The 20,067-nt window shown below is 66.5% G+C and carries 12 protein-coding genes; 8 read left to right on the top strand and 4 right to left on the bottom strand.

Features of this window, described 5'->3' with window-relative positions:
• Window positions 1-24: 24 nt before the first annotated feature.
• The gene (gene prpR, locus H3005_RS10660; protein WP_191078142.1) at window positions 25-1,608 is read right to left on the bottom strand and encodes a propionate catabolism operon regulatory protein PrpR; all 1,584 of its coding nucleotides are present in this window, start codon (window positions 1,606-1,608) and stop codon (window positions 25-27) included.
• A 156-nt stretch (window positions 1,609-1,764) separates the two neighbouring features.
• Between prpR and prpB the strand changes: the two genes are divergently transcribed.
• From prpB to pbpC, 7 genes are all read left to right on the top strand, one after another.
• Window positions 1,765-2,658, top strand: coding sequence for a methylisocitrate lyase (prpB, locus tag H3005_RS10655; protein WP_191078141.1), 894 nt, complete (start codon window positions 1,765-1,767; stop codon window positions 2,656-2,658).
• Window positions 2,659-2,693: 35 nt separating this feature from the next.
• Window positions 2,694-3,851 carry a 2-methylcitrate synthase gene (gene prpC / locus H3005_RS10650; protein ID WP_100553238.1) on the top strand — a complete coding sequence of 386 codons (1,158 nt, stop codon included), beginning with the start codon at window positions 2,694-2,696 and terminating at the stop codon, window positions 3,849-3,851.
• A 109-nt stretch (window positions 3,852-3,960) separates the two neighbouring features.
• On the top strand, window positions 3,961-6,579 hold the full coding sequence (gene acnD, locus H3005_RS10645) for a Fe/S-dependent 2-methylisocitrate dehydratase AcnD (protein WP_191078140.1): 2,619 nt from the start codon (window positions 3,961-3,963) through the stop codon (window positions 6,577-6,579).
• A gap of 51 nt (window positions 6,580-6,630) precedes the next feature.
• Complete coding sequence (gene prpF, locus H3005_RS10640; RefSeq protein WP_191078139.1) at window positions 6,631-7,809, top strand: 2-methylaconitate cis-trans isomerase PrpF; 1,179 nt, start codon at window positions 6,631-6,633, stop codon at window positions 7,807-7,809.
• 148 nt (window positions 7,810-7,957) lie between these two features.
• Window positions 7,958-9,418 carry a bifunctional 2-methylcitrate dehydratase/aconitate hydratase gene (locus tag H3005_RS10635; protein ID WP_191078138.1) on the top strand — a complete coding sequence of 487 codons (1,461 nt, stop codon included), beginning with the start codon at window positions 7,958-7,960 and terminating at the stop codon, window positions 9,416-9,418.
• A 209-nt stretch (window positions 9,419-9,627) separates the two neighbouring features.
• Window positions 9,628-14,535 (top strand): alpha-2-macroglobulin, encoded by a 4,908-nt coding sequence (locus H3005_RS10630; RefSeq protein ID WP_100553233.1) that lies wholly within the window; start codon window positions 9,628-9,630, stop codon window positions 14,533-14,535.
• A gap of 49 nt (window positions 14,536-14,584) precedes the next feature.
• Window positions 14,585-16,969 carry a penicillin-binding protein 1C gene (gene pbpC, locus H3005_RS10625; protein ID WP_100553232.1) on the top strand — a complete coding sequence of 795 codons (2,385 nt, stop codon included), beginning with the start codon at window positions 14,585-14,587 and terminating at the stop codon, window positions 16,967-16,969.
• 283 nt (window positions 16,970-17,252) lie between these two features.
• On the opposite strand, the gene H3005_RS10620 is transcribed toward pbpC, so the two are convergent.
• A complete protein-coding gene (locus tag H3005_RS10620; protein ID WP_100553231.1) occupies window positions 17,253-17,834 on the bottom strand; it encodes a ferritin-like domain-containing protein in 582 nt (193 codons plus the stop codon).
• A 30-nt stretch (window positions 17,835-17,864) separates the two neighbouring features.
• Window positions 17,865-18,347, bottom strand: a complete 483-nt coding sequence (locus H3005_RS10615; protein WP_100553230.1) for a peroxiredoxin — start codon at window positions 18,345-18,347, stop codon at window positions 17,865-17,867.
• A gap of 258 nt (window positions 18,348-18,605) precedes the next feature.
• On the opposite strand from H3005_RS10615, the gene H3005_RS10610 reads away from it, so the two are divergent.
• Complete coding sequence (locus H3005_RS10610; RefSeq protein ID WP_100460041.1) at window positions 18,606-19,502, top strand: DnaJ C-terminal domain-containing protein; 897 nt, start codon at window positions 18,606-18,608, stop codon at window positions 19,500-19,502.
• Between the two features lie 126 nt (window positions 19,503-19,628).
• Here H3005_RS10610 and pilH read toward each other — a convergent pair whose 3' ends face one another.
• A complete protein-coding gene (gene pilH, locus H3005_RS10605) occupies window positions 19,629-20,000 on the bottom strand; it encodes a twitching motility response regulator PilH (protein ID WP_005410644.1) in 372 nt (123 codons plus the stop codon).
• Between the last annotated feature and the right edge of the window lie 67 nt (window positions 20,001-20,067).

The raw sequence follows: 20,067 nt of genomic DNA, 5'->3' as shown, positions 1-20,067 counted from the left end.
TGGTACCCACCAGGCAATAGGTGGTTACAATCCCTCCGCGCGCAGCCACCGCCACAGCGTGGTGCGCGATACGCCCAGCGCCTGTGCCATGCCTTCGCGGTCATTGCGGTGTTCCTGCAGCAGCGCCTCCAGCTGCGCACGCGGCGGTCGCTTGCCGTTGCTTTCCACTGGCAGTGCCGCGACGCCTTCGTTAACCAGCTCAGGCGCCAGCTGCAGCAGTCGCGCGGCATCGATCAACCCTTCACCCGGCTGCCAGTGGATGCGCAGCCGATCCACCAGGTTGCGCAGTTCACGCACATTGCCCGGCCAATCGGCTGCGCCGAGCAGGGCCTGCGCTTCTGCATCCAGCGGTGCATCGATGCCGCGCAGTTCGCGGAAGAAGTGCGTAGTGAGCAGCGGGATATCGCCGCGACGCACGCGCAGAGTCGGCAGCGCGATGCGCAGCGCCGCCAGCCGGTAATACAGATCGCGACGGAAGCTGCCAGCCGCCGCGCGCTGTTCCAGTGATTGCAGGGTGGCGGCAACGACGCGCAGGTCGACCGGCGTCGGTTCGGTTGCGCCGACGCGCAGCACCTCGCGTTCTTCCAGCACGCGCAGCAGGCGGGTCTGCAGCGGCAGCGGCAGTTCACCGATCTCATCCAGGAACAACGTACCGCCATCGGCGGCCTCGACCAGGCCGACGCGACCACCGCGCCGCGCACCAGTGAAGGCGCCATCGCTGTAGCCGAACAGCTCGGCCTCCAGCAGCGATTCGCTGATCGCGCCGCAGTTCAGTGCGACGAATCGACCCCGCCGGCCGCTGGCCGCATGCAGCTGCCGCGCTACCAGTTCCTTGCCGGTGCCGGTCTCGCCGGTAACCAGTACGGTGCTGTCGTGCGGGGCGTACAGCGCGATCTGCGCACGCACGTCGGCCATCGCGTTGCTGTCGCCGAGCAGCGCATGCGCATCGGCGCGCGGTGCGGCCCGTCGGCGTGCGGCCGGTCGCGCGTCCGCCGAGCGTGCCAGGGTCTGGGTCAGTTCCAGCGCGTGCTCGAAGGCCTGCCGCACCGAATCGGCCGAGTACAGCAGCACGCCCGGCAGGCCGGCCTGTTCCGCATGGTCGATGGCCATGCCGGTGCCGACGATCACTTCGATGCCGTTGGCGCGCAGGTCGGCGATGCAGTCGCGGGCGTCTTCGCGGGTGACGAAACGGCGATGCTCGATGTCCAGGCCGAAGCTCTGCTGGAAGCTGCTGAATACCGGCACATCGCTGGCGTGGGTGACAAGTCCGATCCGCGGGGCGATGCGGCGCGCCCGCGCCAGCGCTTCCATCAGATCGAAACCGTTGGCCTGGATCGGCACCAGCGGCAGGTCCAGGCGGCCGCGCAACCAGGCCGCGTTGGAGCCGCCGGCGATCACCACGTCGCAGTGCTCGCGGCGCAGGCGCTGGCCGATCACTTCCACTGCTTCCTCGAAGCCGAGGTTGATCTGCTCGATGCGTGCGCGGCGGTCGAATTCGGGAATGACATCGCCAAGCAGACCAGTCAGGCGCGAGACGCTGACGGTCCAGATCACTGGACGGCCGGGGTCGGCATCGGCGTGGCGCAGGGGCGAGCGGGGCAGGTACATGATGCGGGGATCGGGAGCGGCGATGTTGCATGATACATCTGTTTCAATGTTTCATATGTTTCACTGCGCTTGGCCGGTCATCCCCGTGAAATCAATCGCTTGCAGGTTGGCATGGTGCTTGCGCTTACCTCCCTGTCCTTCAACCTGGATCGCCGCATGACCGCTTCCACCTCCTTCTCCGCTGGTGCCCGCTTCCGCGAGGCGCTGGCTGCCGAATCGCCGCTGCAGGTGATCGGCGCGATCAACGCCAACCATGCGCTGCTGGCCAAGCGCGCCGGTTTCCGTGCCATCTACCTGTCCGGCGGCGGCGTTGCTGCCGGCTCGCTGGGCCTGCCGGACCTGGGCATCAACACCCTCGAAGACGTGCTGGTGGACGTGCGCCGCATCACCGATGTCTGCGACCTGCCGCTGATGGTCGACATCGACACCGGCTTCGGCCCCAGCGCGTTCAACATCGCGCGCACCGTGAAGTCGCTGATCAAGGCCGGCGCGGCCGCCTGCCATATCGAAGACCAGGTCGGCGCCAAGCGCTGCGGTCATCGCCCGGGCAAGGAGATCGTCTCGCAGGGTGAAATGGTCGACCGCGTGAAGGCGGCTGCCGATGCCAAGACCGATCCGGACTTCTTCCTGATCGCACGCACCGACGCCATCCAGGTGGACGGCGTGGACAAGGCTATCGAGCGCGCCATCGCCTGCGTCGAAGCCGGTGCCGACGGCATCTTCGCTGAAGCCGCCTACGACCTGGAGACCTACCGCCGCTTCGTTGATGCGGTGAAGGTGCCGGTGCTGGCCAACATCACTGAATTCGGCGCGACCCCGCTGTTCAGCCGCGACGAGCTGGCCTCGGCCGGCGTGGCCATCCAGCTGTTCCCGCTGTCGGCGTTCCGCGCCGCCAACAAGGCTGCCGAGAACGTCTACCAGACGGTCCGCCGCGAAGGCCACCAGCGCAACCTGATCGACAGCATGCAGACCCGCGAGGAGCTGTATGACCGTATCGGCTACCACGCCTTCGAGCAGCAGCTCGATGCGCTGTTCGCCGCCAAGAAATAAGCAGTACCCTGCACCATCAAGTTTCGGAGGGAAACATGAACGATACGACCGCAACCCCGACCTTCAAGCCGAAGAAGTCCGTCGCCCTGTCCGGCACCGCCGCCGGCAACACCGCGCTGTGCAGCGTCGGCCGCAGTGGCAACGACCTGCATTACCGCGGCTACGACATCCTGGACCTGGCCAACACCAGCGAGTTCGAGGAAATCGCCTACCTGCTGGTGCACGGCAAGCTGCCGACCCGCGCCGAGCTGGTTTCGTACAAGGCCAAGCTGAAGTCGCTGCGTGGCATTCCGGCTGCGGTGAAGGCTGCGCTGGAAGAACTGCCGCCGTCGGCGCACCCGATGGACGTGATGCGCACCGGCGTGTCCGTGCTCGGCTGCGTGTCGCCGGAGAAGGACGACCACAACCATCCGGGCGCACGTGACATCGCTGACAAGCTGATGGCCTGCCTGGGCTCGATGCTGCTGTACTGGTACCACTGGAGCCACAACGGTCGCGCGATCGACGTGGAGACCGACGATGACTCCATCGGTGGTCATTTCCTGCACCTGCTGCACGGCGAGAAGCCGCAGGATTCGTGGGTGAAGGCGATGCACACCTCGCTGATCCTGTACGCCGAGCACGAGTTCAACGCCTCGACCTTCGCCTGCCGCGTCATTGCCGGCACCGGCAGCGACATGTACAGCGCGATCTGCGGTGGCATCGGCGCACTGCGCGGTCCCAAGCACGGCGGCGCCAACGAAGTGGCCTTTGAAGTGCAGAAGCGCTATGACAATCCGGACGAAGCCGAGGAAGACATCAAGGCCCGCGTCGAGCGCAAGGAAGTGGTGATCGGTTTCGGCCACCCGGTCTACACCGTGTCCGATCCGCGCAACAAGGTGATCAAGGACGTCGCCCGCGAACTGTCCGAAGAGCAGTCGAGCCTGAAGATGTATGACATCGCCGAACGCCTGGAAACGGTGATGTGGGACATCAAGAAGATGTTCCCGAACCTCGACTGGTTCAGTGCCGTCAGCTACCACATGATGGGCGTGCCGACCGCGATGTTCACCCCGTTGTTCGTGATCGCCCGCACCGCCGGCTGGAGCGCGCACATCGTCGAGCAGCGCATCGACGGCAAGATCATCCGCCCGAGCGCCAACTACATCGGCCCGGAAGATCGCGACTTCGTGGCCATCGACAAGCGCTCCTGATCGTCGCCACTGTTCCACTGCTGCATGCATCCGGCCGGCCCCGTGCCGGCCGGATGTTTTCGCCGCCGCATCGCCGGCACCCGGCCCGCCTCAAGTATTCCGCCAGCCCATGAATATCGACTATCGCAAGAACCTCCCCGGCGCCTCGCTGGACTACTTCGACGCGCGCGCCGCGGTCGATGCCATCCAGCCCGGTGCCTATGCCACGCTGCCGTATACCTCGCGCGTGCTGGCCGAAAACCTGGTGCGTCGCTGCGACCCGGCCACGCTGACCGACTCGCTGAAGCAGTTGATCGAGCGCCGTCGCGACCTGGACTTCCCGTGGTTCCCGGCGCGCGTGGTGTGCCATGACATCCTCGGCCAGACCGCGCTGGTCGACCTCGCTGGCCTGCGTGATGCGATCGCCGACAAGGGCGGTGACCCGGCCAAGGTCAATCCGGTGGTGCCGGTGCAGTTGATCGTCGACCACTCCCTGGCGGTCGAGTGCGGTGGTTTCGATCCGCAGGCGTTCGAGAAGAACCGCGCCATCGAGGATCGCCGCAATGAAGACCGCTTCCACTTCATCGACTGGACCAAGCTGGCCTTCGAGAACGTGGACGTGATTCCGCCGGGCAACGGCATCATGCATCAGATCAATCTGGAGAAGATGTCGCCGGTGATCTACGTGCAGGATGGCGTGGCCTTCCCCGATACCTGCGTGGGCACCGACAGCCATACCCCGCATGTGGATGCGCTGGGCGTGATCGCCATCGGCGTGGGCGGCCTGGAAGCGGAGAACGTGATGCTGGGCCGCGCGTCGTGGATGCGCCTGCCGGACATCATCGGCGTCGAGCTGACCGGCAAGCCGCAGCCGGACATCACCGCCACCGACGTGGTGCTGGCCCTGACCGAGTTCCTGCGCAAGGAACGCGTGGTCGGCGCCTGGCTTGAATTCTTCGGTGAGGGTGCCGCCGCACTGACCATCGGTGACCGCGCCACCATCTCCAACATGTGCCCCGAGTACGGCGCCACCGCCGCGATGTTCTACATCGATGGGCAGACGCTTGATTACCTGCGCCTGACCGGTCGCGAGGAAAAGCAGGTCGCACTGGTCGAAAACTACGCGCGCAGCACCGGCCTGTGGGCCGATGACCTGGCCACCGCGGAGTACGAGCGCGTGCTGCGCTTCGATCTGTCGACGGTGGTGCGCAACATGGCTGGCCCGAGCAATCCACATCGCCGCCTGCCGGTATCGGAACTGGTCGAGCGTGGCATCGCCGATGCCGCCAAGCTTGAGGTCGGCAAGGCCGAACAGGCACAGGGTCTGATGCCCGACGGCGCGGTGATCATCGCCGCCATCACCAGCTGCACCAATACCTCCAACCCGCGCAACGTGATCGCTGCGGCGCTGCTGGCACGCAAGGCCAACGAGCGTGGCCTGCTGCGCAAGCCGTGGGTGAAGTCGTCGCTGGCGCCGGGTTCGAAGGCGGTGCAGCTGTATCTGGAAGAGGCCGGCCTGCTGCCGGACCTGGAGAAGCTGGGCTTCGGCATCGTCGCCTTCGCCTGCACCACCTGCAATGGCATGAGTGGCGCGCTGGATCCAAAGATCCAGCAGGAAATCATCGATCGCGACCTGTACGCCACCGCGGTGCTGTCGGGCAACCGCAACTTTGATGGCCGCATCCATCCGTACGCGAAGCAGGCCTTCCTCGCCTCGCCGCCGCTGGTGATCGCCTACGCCATCGCCGGCACCATCCGTTTCGACATCGAAAAGGATGTGCTGGGCGTGGACACCGACGGCAACGAGGTGCGCCTGAAGGACATCTGGCCGAGCGACGCCGAAATCGACGCGGTGGTGAAGGCTGCGGTGAAGCCGGAGCAGTTCCGCAGCGTCTACAACCCGATGTTCAACGTGCGCGTGGAGCACGCTGCAAAGGTCAGTCCGCTGTACGACTGGCGCGCGCAGAGCACCTACATCCGCCGCCCGCCGTACTGGGAGGGCGCATTGGCCGGTGAGCGCACGCTGGCTGGCATGCGTGCGCTGGCGGTGCTGCCGGACAACATCACCACCGACCACCTGTCGCCGTCCAACGCGATCCTGGCCTCGAGTGCTGCCGGTGAGTACCTGGCGAAGATGGGCCTGCCGGAAGAGGACTTCAATTCCTACGCCACCCACCGCGGCGACCACCTGACCGCGCAGCGTGCCACCTTCGCCAACCCGAAGCTGTTCAACGAGATGGTGCGCAACGACGATGGCAGCGTGAAGCAGGGCTCGCTGGCGCGCGTCGAGCCGGAAGGCAAGGTCATGCGCATGTGGGAGGCGATCGAGACCTACATGGAGCGCAAGCAGCCGCTGATCATCATCGCTGGTGCGGACTACGGCCAGGGCAGCTCGCGTGACTGGGCCGCCAAGGGCGTGCGTCTGGCTGGTGTGGAGGCCATCGTTGCTGAAGGCTTCGAACGCATCCACCGCACCAACCTGATCGGCATGGGCGTGCTGCCGCTGGAGTTCAAGCCGGGCACCACCCGCCTGACTCTGGGCATCGACGGCACCGAGACCTTCGATGTGATCGGCGAGCGGACGCCGCGCGCAGAGTTGCGCGTGGTCATCCACCGCCGCGATGGCCAGGACGTGATCGTGCCGGTGACCTGCCGCCTGGACAGCGACGAGGAAGTGGCGATCTACGAGGCCGGCGGCGTGCTGCAGCGCTTCGCCCAGGACTTCCTGGAAGGCGCCAAGGTGGCGTGAGACATCCGACGGCCCGGAAAAGGGCCGTCTTTCATTGCAAGGAACCGATCCATGGCATTTCTCCCGCAACTCCGCATCCCCGCCACCTACATGCGTGGCGGCACCAGCAAGGGCGTGTTTTTCCGCCTGCAGGACCTGCCCGAAGCCGCGCAGGTGCCGGGCGCCGCGCGCGATGCGCTGCTGATGCGCGTGATCGGTTCGCCCGACCCGTATGGCAAGCAGACCGACGGCATGGGCGGCGCGACGTCCAGCACCAGCAAGTGCGTGATCATTTCCACCGCTTCGGTGCCCGACCACGACGTGGATTACCTGTACGGCCAGGTGTCGATCGACACGGCATTCGTGGACTGGAGCGGCAACTGCGGCAATCTCAGCACCGCTGTCGGGCCGTTCGCCATCGCCAACGGCCTGATCGATCCGGCCCGGGTGCCGCGCGATGGCTTGTGCACCGTGCGCATCTGGCAGGCCAACATCGGCAAGACCATCATCGCCCATGTGCCGATGCGCGATGGTGAAGTGCAGGAGATCGGCGATTTCGAGCTGGATGGCGTGACCTTCCCGGCCGCAGAGATCCAGCTGGAATTCATCGACCCGTCCGACGATGGTGATGCTGGCGCGATGTTCCCCACGGGCAACCTGGTCGATACGCTGGACGTGCCGGGCGTGGGCAGTTTCGAGGTCACGATGATCACTGCCGGCATCCCGACCATTTTCCTCAACGCTGCCGACCTCGGTTACACCGGCACCGAACTGCAGCCGGCGATCAATGAAGACAAGGCGGCGCTGGAGCGCTTCGAGAAGATCCGTGCCTATGGCGCCTTGCGCATGGGCCTGATCCAGACGCTGGAAGATGCGGCCACCCGCCAGCACACGCCGAAGGTGGCTTTCGTCGCTCCGGCACAGGACTACGTGTCGTCCAGCGGCAAGGCGATTTCGTCTGCGGACATCGATCTGCATGCACGTGCGCTGTCGATGGGCAAGCTGCACCACGCGATGATGGGCACCGCTGCAGTGGCGATCGGTACCGCCGCGGCAATCCCCGGCACGCTGGTCAATCGTGCGGCCGGTGGCGGCGAGCGCGAGGCTGTTACCTTCGGGCATCCGTCGGGCACCTTGCGCGTGGGTGCGCAGGCGGCACGCGTTGACGGCCAGTGGACGGTGTCCAAGGCCATCATGAGCCGCAGTGCCCGCGTGCTGATGGAAGGCAAGGTGCGGGTGCCCGCCGAGTGATGGGCTGGTCGGCGGTGGCATCACATGCTTCGGTAGATGCCAACCTTGGTTGGCATGAAGAAGGCAGCGCCGGGTGAACGTCCGCGCCAACCAAGGTTGGCGACTACCGGGTCTGGCGTGGCCTGGCAAACCTACGAGGAGATCGACGATGTCCGAGAATCACACCCCATCCAACACGCGTGCAGCCTGGGATGCGCTGCTGATGGATATCGTCGACTACGTGCGTGACACCCGCATCGATTCGCCGCTGGCGTTCCAGACCGCGCATCACTGCCTGCTCGACACGCTTGGCTGCGGGCTGGAGGCGCTGTCCTTCCCTGCCTGCAGCAAGCTGCTGGGACCGCTGGTGCCGGGCATCAGTGTGACAAACGGCGCACGCGTGCCTGGCACCAACTTCGTGCTCGATCCGGTGCAGGCGGCCTTCAACATCGGCGCGATGGTGCGCTGGCTGGATTTCAATGACACCTGGCTGGCCGCCGAATGGGGCCACCCCTCGGACAACCTCGGTGGCATCCTTGCCGTAGCCGACTGGCTCGGCCGCAATGCGGCCGCGTTGCGACGCCCGCCGCCGACCGTGCACGACGTGCTGCTGGCGATGATCAAGGCGCACGAGATCCAGGGCGTGTTGGCGCTGGAGAACTCCTTCAACCGCGTTGGCCTGGACCACGTGCTGCTGGTCAAGGTGGCCACCACCGCCGTCGTCGCGCAGATGCTCGGGTTGGACCGCGAGCGCATGCTCAATGCGGTGTCGTTGGCCTGGGTGGATGGGCAGGCGCTGCGCACCTACCGGCATGCGCCCAACACCGGCTCGCGCAAGAGCTGGGCAGCCGGTGATGCGACCAGCCGTGGCGTGCGCCTGGCGCTGATGGCCGCCACCGGAGAGATGGGCTACCCCAGCGTGCTCAGTGCACCGACCTGGGGCTTCGAGGCGGTATCGATGCATGGCCAGGCGCTGACCCTCGGCCGCGCCTTCGGCAGCTACGTGATGGAAAACGTGCTGTTCAAGATCAGCTTCCCGGCCGAGTTCCACGGGCAGACAGCGGTGGAGGCTGCGGTCCTGCTGCACCATCAGCTGCGCGCGCTGGGGCGGAAGGTCGAGGACATCGAGCACATCGCGATCCGTACCCAGCAAGCCTGCATCCGCATCATCGACAAGCAGGGCCCGTTGCATAACCCCGCCGACCGCGACCACTGCGTGCAGTACATGGTAGCCATCGCGCTGCTGCATGGGCGGCTGGTGGCCGAGGACTACGAGGACGACATGGCGGCCGATCCGCGCATCGACACGCTGCGGGCGAAGATGGCCTGCCATGAAGACCCGCAGCTCAGCGCCGATTACCTGGATCCCGACAAGCGCAGCATCGCCAACGGCCTGAGTGTGCGTTTCAGTGATGGCAGCGCGCTGCCGGAGGTGCTGGTGGAGTACCCGCTGGGCCACGCGCGCCGGCGCGAGGAGGGTATCCCGCTGCTGATGGACAAGTTCCGCCGGCATCTGGCGCACCGCTTCCCGACTGCCCAGCAGCAGCGCATCCTGGCCGCCTCGCTGGATCCGGTCGCGCTGGCGGCGATGCCGGTGACCGATTATGTGGACCTGTACCTGCCGGGGTAGGGCGGGGCCCGTTCCGATGCTCCACCGGGCACCCGCGCTGGACCTGCTCTGGTAGATGCCAACCTTGGTTGGCACAAGGCGGGCAGCGGGCGCGTGTCGGACAGCGCCAACCAAGGTTGGCGTCTACCTGGTTTCCGATACCGGGTGCCCGGCGTCAACGCCTTGACGCGGCGGCCCTATAATGGGCACCTCGATCAAGGAGTGACGACATGAGCGGTCCGGCACGGCGGATGCGGTGGGGATGGACGGCAGCTTTGCTGGCAGGAGGCCTGTTGCTGGGCCTGGCCGGTTGCCGCAACGACAGCGGGCAGCTGCCCAAGGCCAGCGGCGAGGCCATCGCCACCAAGGCCGAGCAGGTGAAGGAGTTCACCCTGCTGCGTGCCTACCCGGACCAGAAGAGTGAAGGCCTGTCGCTGGCGCTGGAGTTCTCGCGCCCGCTGGTCGGCACCCAGGACTTCGACAAGCTGGTGCGCTTTGAAGAGAAGGTCGGCAACGATGACAGCAGCTGGACCCTGTCCGATGACGGCCTGACCCTGCGCTACCCGTTCGTCGAAGCCGGCAAGGAATTCAGTCTGGTCGTCTCGCCGGACCTGCTGGCCGCCGATGGCAGCCGCCTGGGCAAGGAACTGAAGCAGAAGGTGTTCAGCGGCGAGCTGAAGCCGGTGGCCGGTTTTGCGTCGCAGGGCAGCGTGCTGCCGGCCAAGGACAGCCGTGGCCTGCCGGTGGTGTCGGTGAACGTGCCGGAAGTCGATGTCGAGTTCCTGCGCGTGCGCGAAAAGGACCTGCCGACCTTCTTCAGCCAGTACCAGCGCGGCGGTCGCCGTGGCAGCTGGGAACTGAGCAGCGACTACGAGCGCAGCCCGATCAACAAGCTGGCCGAGCCGGTCTACGTCAACCGTTTCATTCTGGGTGGCAAGCAGAACGAGCGGGTGCTGACCTACCTGCCGACCCAGGACATCAAGGAGCTGCAGGAGCCGGGCCTGTATTTCGCCCTGCTCAAGCGCACCGGTGATTACGAGGGCGAGTTCGATACCGCCTTCTTCTCGGTCAGCGACATCGGCCTGCACACCCGCGCGTACAAGGACAAGCTGTTCGTACACACCGCCGCGCTCAAGGACGGTGCATCGCTGAAGGGTATCGACCTTCGCGTGCTCGATGCCAAGGGCGAGGTGGTGCTGAAGGGCAGCACCGACAGCAACGGCAATGCGCTGCTGAACTACACCCTGGACGCCACCCACGTGCTGGTGGCCAGCAGCGGCAAGGACACCAGCTTCCTGCCCTTCAACCAGCCCGCGTTGGACCTGAGCGAGTTCGCCGTGGCCGGCCGTGACAACGCCTGGTTCGATGTCTACGCCTGGTCGGGCCGCGACCTGTACCGCCCGGGTGAGACGGTGCGCCTGTCGGCGCTGCTGCGTGACAACGATGGCAAGCCGGTGAAGAGTCAGCCGGTGTTCCTGCGCCTGAAGCAGCCCGACGGCAAGACCTTCCGCGAAACCCGCGTGCAACCGGGCGAACAGGGCTACATCAATTTCGAGCAGACCATTCCCGCCGAGGCGCCGACCGGGCGCTGGCAGGTCGAGTTCCGCACCGACCCGGCCAGCAAGGAAGCGATCCAGGGCATGACCCTGCGCATCGAGGAGTTCCTGCCCGAGCGCATGAAGCTGGACCTGGACAGCACCCAGAAAACGCTGAAGCCGGGCGAAGATCTGCGTCTGCAGGCCAACGGTGCCTATCTGTATGGTGCCCCAGCCGATGGCAACCGCTTCACCGCGCGCATGGCGGTGGCCGCCGAACAGAAGCCGGTGGAGGGGCTGCCGGGTTACTTCTTCGGCGACCCGACCCTGCAGCTGCCGCGCGAAGCCAAGGATGTGATCGATACCACGCTGCCGGCCAATGGCCAGCTGCGCGAAGATGTGTCGTTGCCGGAAGAAGCGACCAAGGCGAAGGCGCCGATCGCGGTGGTGCTGTCCGGCAGCCTGTATGAAACCGGTGGCCGCACGGTCACCCGCACCCTGAAGCGGGTGGTGTGGCCGGCCGCCGCACTGGTCGGCGTGCGCCCGTTGTTCAACCCGGACGACGGCGCTGATTCCAACGGCAACGCGCGCTTTGAACTGATGCGTGTGGATGCGGACGGCAAGCCGCAGCCGGCCAAGGGCCTGAAGATCACCCTGGTGCGCGAGCTGCGCGACTACCACTGGACCTTCAACGACAACCGCTGGGATTACGATTTCACCCGCCGTTTCGAGAACAAGGAAACCCGTACCGTCGATGCGGGCGGCAGCGCGGTCGCCTTCGACTTCCCGGTGGAGTGGGGTGAGTACCGGGTGGACGTGTTCGATCCGTCCACCGGCCTGACCAGCCGCTATCCGTTCCGCGCCGGCTGGAGCTGGGGCGATGACAACCGTGGCCTCGATGCCCGCCCGGACAAGGTCAAGCTGGGCCTGGACAAGACCGGCTACAAGGCCGGCGATACCCTGGAAGTGACGGTGACCCCGCCGCACGCCGGCAAGGGCGTGCTGATGGTCGAGACCGACCGCATGCTGTACGTGCAGGACATCGACGCCAAGCCCGGTGCCACCTACAAGATCCCGGTCACTGCCGATTGGGAGCGCCACGACGTCTACATCACCGCCCTGGTGTTCCGCGGTGGCAGTGCGCCGAGCAAGATCACCCCGGCTCGAGCGGTGGGTGTGGTGCACGTGCCGATGGACCGCAAGGGCCGCACGGTGGCCGTCGGCCTGGCCGCACCCAAGCAGATGCGACCGGAGCAGGACCTGCCGGTGACGGTCAGCGCACCGCAGCTGGCCGGCAAGACCGCGCACGTCACTGTTTCGGCCGTGGACGTGGGCATTCTCAACATCACCCGCTTCCCGGTGCCCGATGCCGGCGCGCACTTCTTCGCCCAGCGTCGCCTCGGCATCGATGCCTATGACATCTACAGCCGGGTGATCGAGAGCTTCGACGGCAGCAGTGGCAAGCTGAAGTTCGGTGGCGACATGGCACTGCAGGCGTTGCCGCAGGCCAAGCGGCCGACCGCGCGCGTGCAGACCGTGGACCTGTTCTCCGGCCCGGTGCAGCTCGATGCCAAGGGCATTGCCCGCATCCGCCTGAAGGTGCCGGATTTCAATGGCACCCTGCGCGTGTCAGCGCTGGTCTACAGCGATGACCAGTACGGCAAGCGCGATGTGGAAACCATCGTGCGCGCGCCGATCCTGGCCGAGGCCAGCATGCCGCGCGTGCTCGCCCCGGGTGACCGCAGTACGGTGACCCTGGACGTGCAGAACTTCACCGGCAAGCCGGGTCAGTTCAACGTGCGCGTGGACAGCGAAGGCCCGCTCAGCCTGAGCGAAGGCACGCGCAGCGTGCAGCTCAATGCCGATGCCAAGACCACGTTGAGCTTCCCATTGTCGGCGCGCGAGGGCCACAGCGTGGCCAAGGTGCGCGTGCGCGTGGATGGCAACGGCTTCAAGGCCGACCGCCGCTACGATCTGCCGGTACGCGCGGCGTGGCCGCAGGTGCTGCGCTCGCAGGTGCGCACGCTCGATCCGCTGGCGGCGGTAAGCCTGGATGGCAGCCTGATGGACGGGCTGATGTCCGAATCGGTCAATGCCCGCCTGCTGGTCAGCCCGCTGCCACCGATCCCGTTCGCCAGCGCGCTGCAGGGCGCGCTGAACTACCCGTACGGCTGCGCCGAACAGACCACCAGCAAGGGCTACGCCGCGCTGATCCTGGACCAGGCGACGTCGTCCATGCTCGGCGCCGATGGCCTGGACGCGAAGACCCGTCGCGAGCGAATGGAAGGTGCGTTCGGTCGCCTGGCGTCGATGCAGGTGGCCAACGGCAACTTCTCGATGTGGGGTGACGACGGCTACGTGAACCCGTGGCTGACGCCGTACATCGCCGAGTTCCTGCTCGATGCCAAGGACGGTGGTTTTGCGGTGCCGGACAACGTGCTGCAGAAGGCGCTGAACCGCCTGAGCGAAGACCTGCTGTCCGGTGGCAACCAGTTCTACGGCCAGGAAAAGCGCGAAAGCCTGAAGTTCGCCAACCAGGCGTACTCGGGTTACGTGCTGGCCCGCGTCAACCGCGCACCGCTGGGTACTCTGCGTACGCTGTACGACAACGAACGCAGCAAGGCCGTGGGTGGCCTGTCGCTGGTGCACCTGGGCGTGGCGCTGTCGCTGCAGGGCGATGCCAAGCGTGGCCAGGCTGCTCTTGCGGCCGGCTTCGCCAAGTCCAGCAGCGAACGCCCGTCGTACTTCGGCGACTACGGCAGTGCCGTGCGCGACGACGCGCTGATGATCGCGCTGACCCACGAAAACAAGCTGGCCAAGCCGGCATGGGATGCACGCGCGGTCGATCTTGGCCGCGGCCTGGATGCGCGCCGCAACAGTGGCTGGATGTGGCTGAGCACGCAGGAACAGGTGGCCGTCGCCCGCCTCGGCAAGGCGTTGGCTGCCAACCAGAAGGCACTGGTGGCCGGCGAACTGGTGATCGGTGGCAGCACCGAGGCCATCGGCGAGCGCAAGCTGTTTGGCCGCAACTTCGATGCAGGGCAGCTGGCCGCAGGCGTGCGCTTCACGCCGCAGGGGCAGCCGCCGATGTTCGCCAGCATCGATGTGGCCGGCATTCCGCGCAGCGCACCGGCGCCGGACAACAGTGTGATCGGCGTGGAGCGCAGCTACTTCGGCACCGATGGCAAGCCGTGGTCGCCGCGTCCGCTGAAGGAGGGTGAAGCGCTGATCGTACGCGTCACCATCACCGCCGACAGCGAGATGCCCGATGCGCTGCTGACCGACCTGCTGCCGGCAGGCCTGGAGATCGAGAACCTCAACCTGGGCGATGCCAAGCAGTGGGCCGACGTGGTGGTGGATGGCATCACCATCAGCGACCGCAGCGAAGCGGCCGATACCAAGCACGAAGAGTTCCGCGATGACCGCTACGTGGCGGCGCTGAAGCTCTCGCGCGGCAGCAAGGCCAATGTGTTCTACCTGGTGCGTGCGGTCACTCCGGGTACCTACACCGTACCGCCGTCGCTGGTGGAGGACATGTACCGGCCGCAGCTGCGAGGCGTCGGCCGCAGCAACCCGACCACGTTGACGGTGGTACAGCCGTGATCGTGCGGACGGGCCGCGACGGCGCGGCCCGTCCCACAGGATGCCTTGGATGAAGGTGGGATCTCTGAAGACGCGGCTGCCGCGCCTGCGGCAGCGGCTGCAACCGCTGTGGCCGTGGCTGCGCTGGGGCACCGCGGCATTGCTGGCGCTGTTGCTGGTGCTGGATTTCGTCTTTCCGCCACCGTTGCCGAAGCAGCGCGACACCAGCACGCTGGTGGTTGCCGCTGACGGCAGCCCGTTGCGTGCGTTCGCCGACGCCGAGGGCGTGTGGCGCTATCCGGCGTCGGTCGACAGCGTTTCGCCGCTGTACCTGCAGGCGCTGCTGACCTACGAGGATCGCTGGTTCTGGCGGCACCCGGGCATCAATCCGCTGGCGATTCTGCGTGCCAGCGGGCAGTTGCTGCGCGGTGGCCGCATCGTCTCCGGTGGCTCGACCCTGACCATGCAGGTCGCGCGCATTCTGGATCCGCATACACGCACCCCCTGGGGCAAGCTGAAGCAGATGCTGCGTGCGGTGCAGCTGGAAGTACACCTGTCCAAGCGCGAGATCCTTGCGTTGTATCTGGAGCGCGCGCCCTACGGTGGCACTATCGAGGGTGTGGAAGCGGCCAGCTGGGCCTATCTGGGCAAACCGGCCGCGCAGCTTTCGCATGCCGAGGCCGCGCTGCTGGCGGTGCTGCCACAGGCGCCCAGTCGCTTGCGCCCGGACCGCCATCCTGAAGCGGCCCAGAAGGCACGCGACAAGGTGCTGGCGCGCATGGCCGAGCTCGACGCGTGGACGCCGGACGAAGTGGAAGATGCGCGCATCGAGAACGTGGTTGCACGCTCGCTGCGCCCGCCGCTGCATGCCGCACTGCTGGCCCAGCGGCTGCACTCCGCGCATCCGGGGCAAGCGCGGATCCAGAGCAGCATCGACATCGGCCTGCAGCGCACCCTGGAAGAGCGCGTGGCCAGCTATTTCTCCACGCTGCCCGAGCGCACCTCGGCGGCGCTGCTGGTGGTCGACAACCAGACCCTGCAGGCGCGTGCCTACGTCGGCACGCTGTCGTTCGGTGATCGGCAGCGGCTGGGTCACGTGGACATGGTGCAGGCTTGGCGTTCCCCAGGCTCCACGCTGAAGCCGTTCCTGTACGCGATGGCACTCGATGATGGCCTGATCCATTCCGAGAGCCTGCTGGTGGATGCGCCGCAGAGTTTCGGCAACTACCGGCCAGGCAACTTCGACATGGCCTTCAACGGACCGATCAGCGCTGCCAGTGCCTTGCGTCTGTCGCTGAACGTGCCGTCGGTGGATCTGCTGCAGCGGGTGGGTGCTGCACGCTTTGCCGCGCGCCTGTCGCACGCCGGCATCCAGCTGCGTTTCCCGCCGGGCAGCTCGCCGAATCTGTCGCTGATTCTTGGCGGCACCGGCGCGCGCCTGGAAGACCTGGTCGGTGCGTTTGCCGCACTCAATCGCAACGGCATTGCCGGCCGCGTGCGCTACACCGATGACGAACCGATGATCGAGCGCCGGCTGGCGTCGCCCGGTGCCAGCTGGATCGTGCGCGAGATGCTGGAATCGAACCCGCGCCCGGGCTATGGCGTTGGTACGTTCGATGTTGGCGGGCGGCCGCGCGTGGCCTGGAAGACCGGCACCAGCTATGGCTACCGCGATGCGTGGGCGATCGGCAGTACCCGCCACTACACCGTGGGTGTGTGGGTGGGGCGGCCCGATGGCACGCCCTTGCCGGGCCAGTACGGTGCGGTCACGGCGTTGCCGCTGATGTTCGAAGTGGTCGACAGCCTGCCGCGCCAGCGCGGCGATGCGGCGGCCGCGCCGATGCCAGCCAGCGTGACCGAGGCGGACATCTGCTGGCCGACCGGTGAACTGGCCGAGGCGTTGCCCACCGAGCTCTGCCAGCGACGCCTGTCGGCCTACCTGCTGGACGGCGCGGCGCCGCCCACGTTCCCGGAGCGCGATGCGCGGCGTTGGCAGCCCGGTCGTCAACGTTACCTGGCCGACGCGCGCACCGGCCTGCGGGTATCGGCTGACTGCAGCGCACCGCATGAAGAAATCGCGCGCGAGATCGCGCGATGGCCGGCGCTGTTGTCACCCTGGCTGCCCAAGGCCACGCGCGATGCTTCACGGCTTCCCGCGTTGTCGCCGGACTGCCGCGACGATGGTCGCGAGGCCAGCGTGGCCCTGCATATCGATGGCCTCAACGAGGGTGCGACGCTGGCGCGTGCGCCGAATGCTGAGCATGGTGTACGCCTGCAGCTGCGCGCATTGGGCAGCGAGCAGGCCGTGGATTGGCTGCTGGATGGCCGCTGGATCGCGCAGACGCGCGGTGCGCAGCTGATGCAGCGCGAGTTCGCCGATCCGGGTGCTCATACGTTGACCGCACTGGCCGCAGACGGCGCCTGGACGCAGGTACGGTTCAACGTCCTCAGGTAGGTACCGACCTTGGCCATGACCCGGCGCTACCGATGCACCATGACGCGGTAGGTGCCAACCTTGGTTGGCACGCGCAGAAGCTGCCCACCAAGGTGGGCGACTACCACGGCGTTCGCCGGGCATGGCCCGGCGCTACCGATGCATCAGGACCCGTTCGATGTGCATGGCCCGGCACCCCTGATGCACCATGACCCGGTAGATGCCAACCTTGGTTGGCATGAGCAGAAACTGCCAACCAAGGTTGGCAACTACCGGGGTATTCGCCGGCTATGGCCCGGAGCTGCTATTCCCCGATCCAGCCCTCCAGCAGGTCTGCGAACTCATCGGCGTGCTCCTCCTCCTGCGCCAGGATCTCCTCCAGGATGCGCTTGGTGGTGGTGTCACTGTCGCCGATGAAGTTGATCATCTCGCGGTAGCTGTCGATGGCGATGCGCTCGGCCACAAGGTTCTCGCGGACCATGTCGCGCAGGTCGCTGCCTTCCTTGTATTCGGCGTGCGAGCGTGCGGTCAGCGTGTCCGGATTGAGGTCCGGCTCGCCGCCGAGCTGGACGATGCGCTCAGCCAACTTCCCGGCATGTGCCTGCTCCTGCTGCGCGTGTTCCAGGAACTCGGCCTTCACCGCATCGGCCAGCATGCCCTTGGCCATGAAATAGTGCCGGTAGTAGCGCAGCACGCACACATATTCGGTGGCCAGCGCGTCGTTCAGCAGCTTGATCACCACCTTGCGGTCGGCGCTGTAGCTGTCGGTGATCGCGCCATCCTTGATGTTCTTCCGCGCCCGCTCGCGCAGGGTCTGGCGGTCGCTGATGCCGGCGACCTTGGCCGAAGGGGAGGCGTTGCTGGATTTGGCTGGCTTGTTGGACATGGCTGGCCGATTTCCTTTGTAGTCAGGGGTTCAAGTGGGAAGGTGCTCCAGCACATACTCGGCCGAAGACACCTCGAACTGTCCGGGTTCCTCGATCCAAGCTGCGCGTACCGCGCCGTCCACCACGTACAGGGCAAAGCGGCGCGAACGGATGCCCATGCCCGAGGCGCTGGCATCGAGCTCCAGGCCAAGCGCGCGGGTCAGTTCGGCATTGCCGTCGGACAACATCAGCAGACCGTCGGGCACGTGCTGGTCAGTGGCCCAGGCCTTCATCACGAACGGATCGTTGACCGCCATGCAGTACACGTCGATGCCGCGTTTGCGGAAGGCATCGAACGTTTCCACGTAGCCAGGCAGGTGGCGGGCGGAGCAGGTGGGGGTGAAGGCACCGGGCACGGCGAACAGCACCACCTTGCGCCCGTCGAACAGGGCGTGGGTATCGAGGGTCTCGATGCCTTCGCGGATGCGCTTGAGGGTGACTTCCGGAATGCGGTCGCCGACATGGATGGTCATGGGAACTCCTTGCTGGGTGAAGGTAGGGGCCAGGAGGGGACGGACGCGTCAAGACATTGGAAAACCCATGTATACACCCCATCTCCGTCGTCCGCGGCGGGCTGTCAGCCACAGCATGGGGCAGGGCGATGGCAGGCGCATTGCGCTGGATCAGTCGGCCTCACCATTGCCGCACGACCGGCGGCGTAGCATCGCCGGCGCGTAGAATGAACCCGGGGCGGCGCCACCGGCGCCGCCGAAGCGAATCGAGGTAGCTGGATGGAATTCAAGGATTATTACGCCACCCTGGGGGTGGAACCGAGCGCGGGCGAAGCGGAAATCAAGACCGCTTATCGCCGGCTGGCACGCAAGTACCACCCGGACGTCAGCAAGGAGGCCGGGGCCGAAGACAAGTTCAAGGCCATCAACGAGGCCTACGAGGCGCTGCGCGATCCCGAGAAGCGCGCCGCTTATGACCAGCTGCGCGCACAGGGCTATCGCCCGGGCGAGGAATTCAACGTGCCGCCGAACTACGGTGGCGGCGGTTTCAATTTCGAGGAAGTGTTCGGTGGTGGCGGCGGTGGCCCCAACGGTGGCTTCAGCGACTTCTTCGAGAGCCTGTTCGCGCGCCAGCGCGGCGGCCAGGGCGCGGGCCCCGGTCCGGGCTTCAGCAGCCACGGCCATGCACCCAACCGTGATACCCGGGCCAAGCTGTCGGTACCGCTGGAGGCGGCCTACAACGGCGACAGCCTTCGCATCACCGTCAACGGCAAGCAGCTGGACGTGCGCGTGCCCAAGGGCATCCGTCCCGGGCAGGTGATCCGCCTGGCCGGGCAGGGCAACCACGGCGGCAACCTGCTGCTGGAAGTGGAGTACGCCGCGCATCCGCAGTTCGAGGTCGACGGCCGCAACATCCTGTACACGCTGCCGGTCACCCCGTGGCAGGCGGCGCTGGGCACCAGCATCAGCGTGCCGACCCTGGGCGGAGCGGTGGAATTGAAGATTCCGGCCGACTCCGATGCCGGTCGCAAGCTGCGCCTGCGTGGGCGTGGCCTGCCGGGCAGCCCGGAAGGCGACCAGATCGTCGAGCTGGAGATTGTGGCCCCGGCGGCGACCGACGAGGCGCAGAAGAAGGCCTATCGGAATCTGGCCAAGGCGTTTGGCGAAACGATCTGAAATCTGCTTTGGTGGGTGCGGACCTTGGTCCGCACGAATTGCGGCGGCAAATCGGTTCGAGGGTAGTGCCGGCCGCTGGCCGGCAAAGGCGTGCCAACCAAGGTTGGCATCTACCAGAGCTGTGTGTCAGCCCTGGCCGGCGAACACCCGCTCCAGCACTTCGGACAGTTCGTCTTCCGAGAACGGTTTGGTGATGTAGGCCTTGGCACCCTGGCGCATGCCCCACATGCGGTCGGTGTCCTGGTCCTTGGTGGTCACCAGGATCACCGGAATGTGCCGGGTCGCTTCATCGCGGGCGAGGGTGCGGGTGGCCTGGAAGCCATTGAGGTTGGGCATCACCACGTCCATCAGCACCAGGTCGGGCAGCTCGGCCTTGGCGGTCTCCACCCCGGCCGCGCCATCGGTGGCGGTCAGGATCTGGTGCCCGAGCTTCTCGACGATGCGCTGTATCCCCAACAGCTGCGACGGTGAGTCGTCGACGATCAGAATGCGTGCCATGTTGTTCCCCATGTGATGCCGGAAGTGTAGTGCCGGCATCCAGTTGACGGGAGGGCGACAGCTGCCG

The organism is Stenotrophomonas sp. Br8 (assembly GCF_014763005.1).
Lineage (GTDB): Bacteria > Pseudomonadota > Gammaproteobacteria > Xanthomonadales > Xanthomonadaceae > Stenotrophomonas > Stenotrophomonas lactitubi.
Note: the sequence above shows the minus strand (reverse complement) of the source record. Positions and strands in the feature narration are given on the sequence as shown.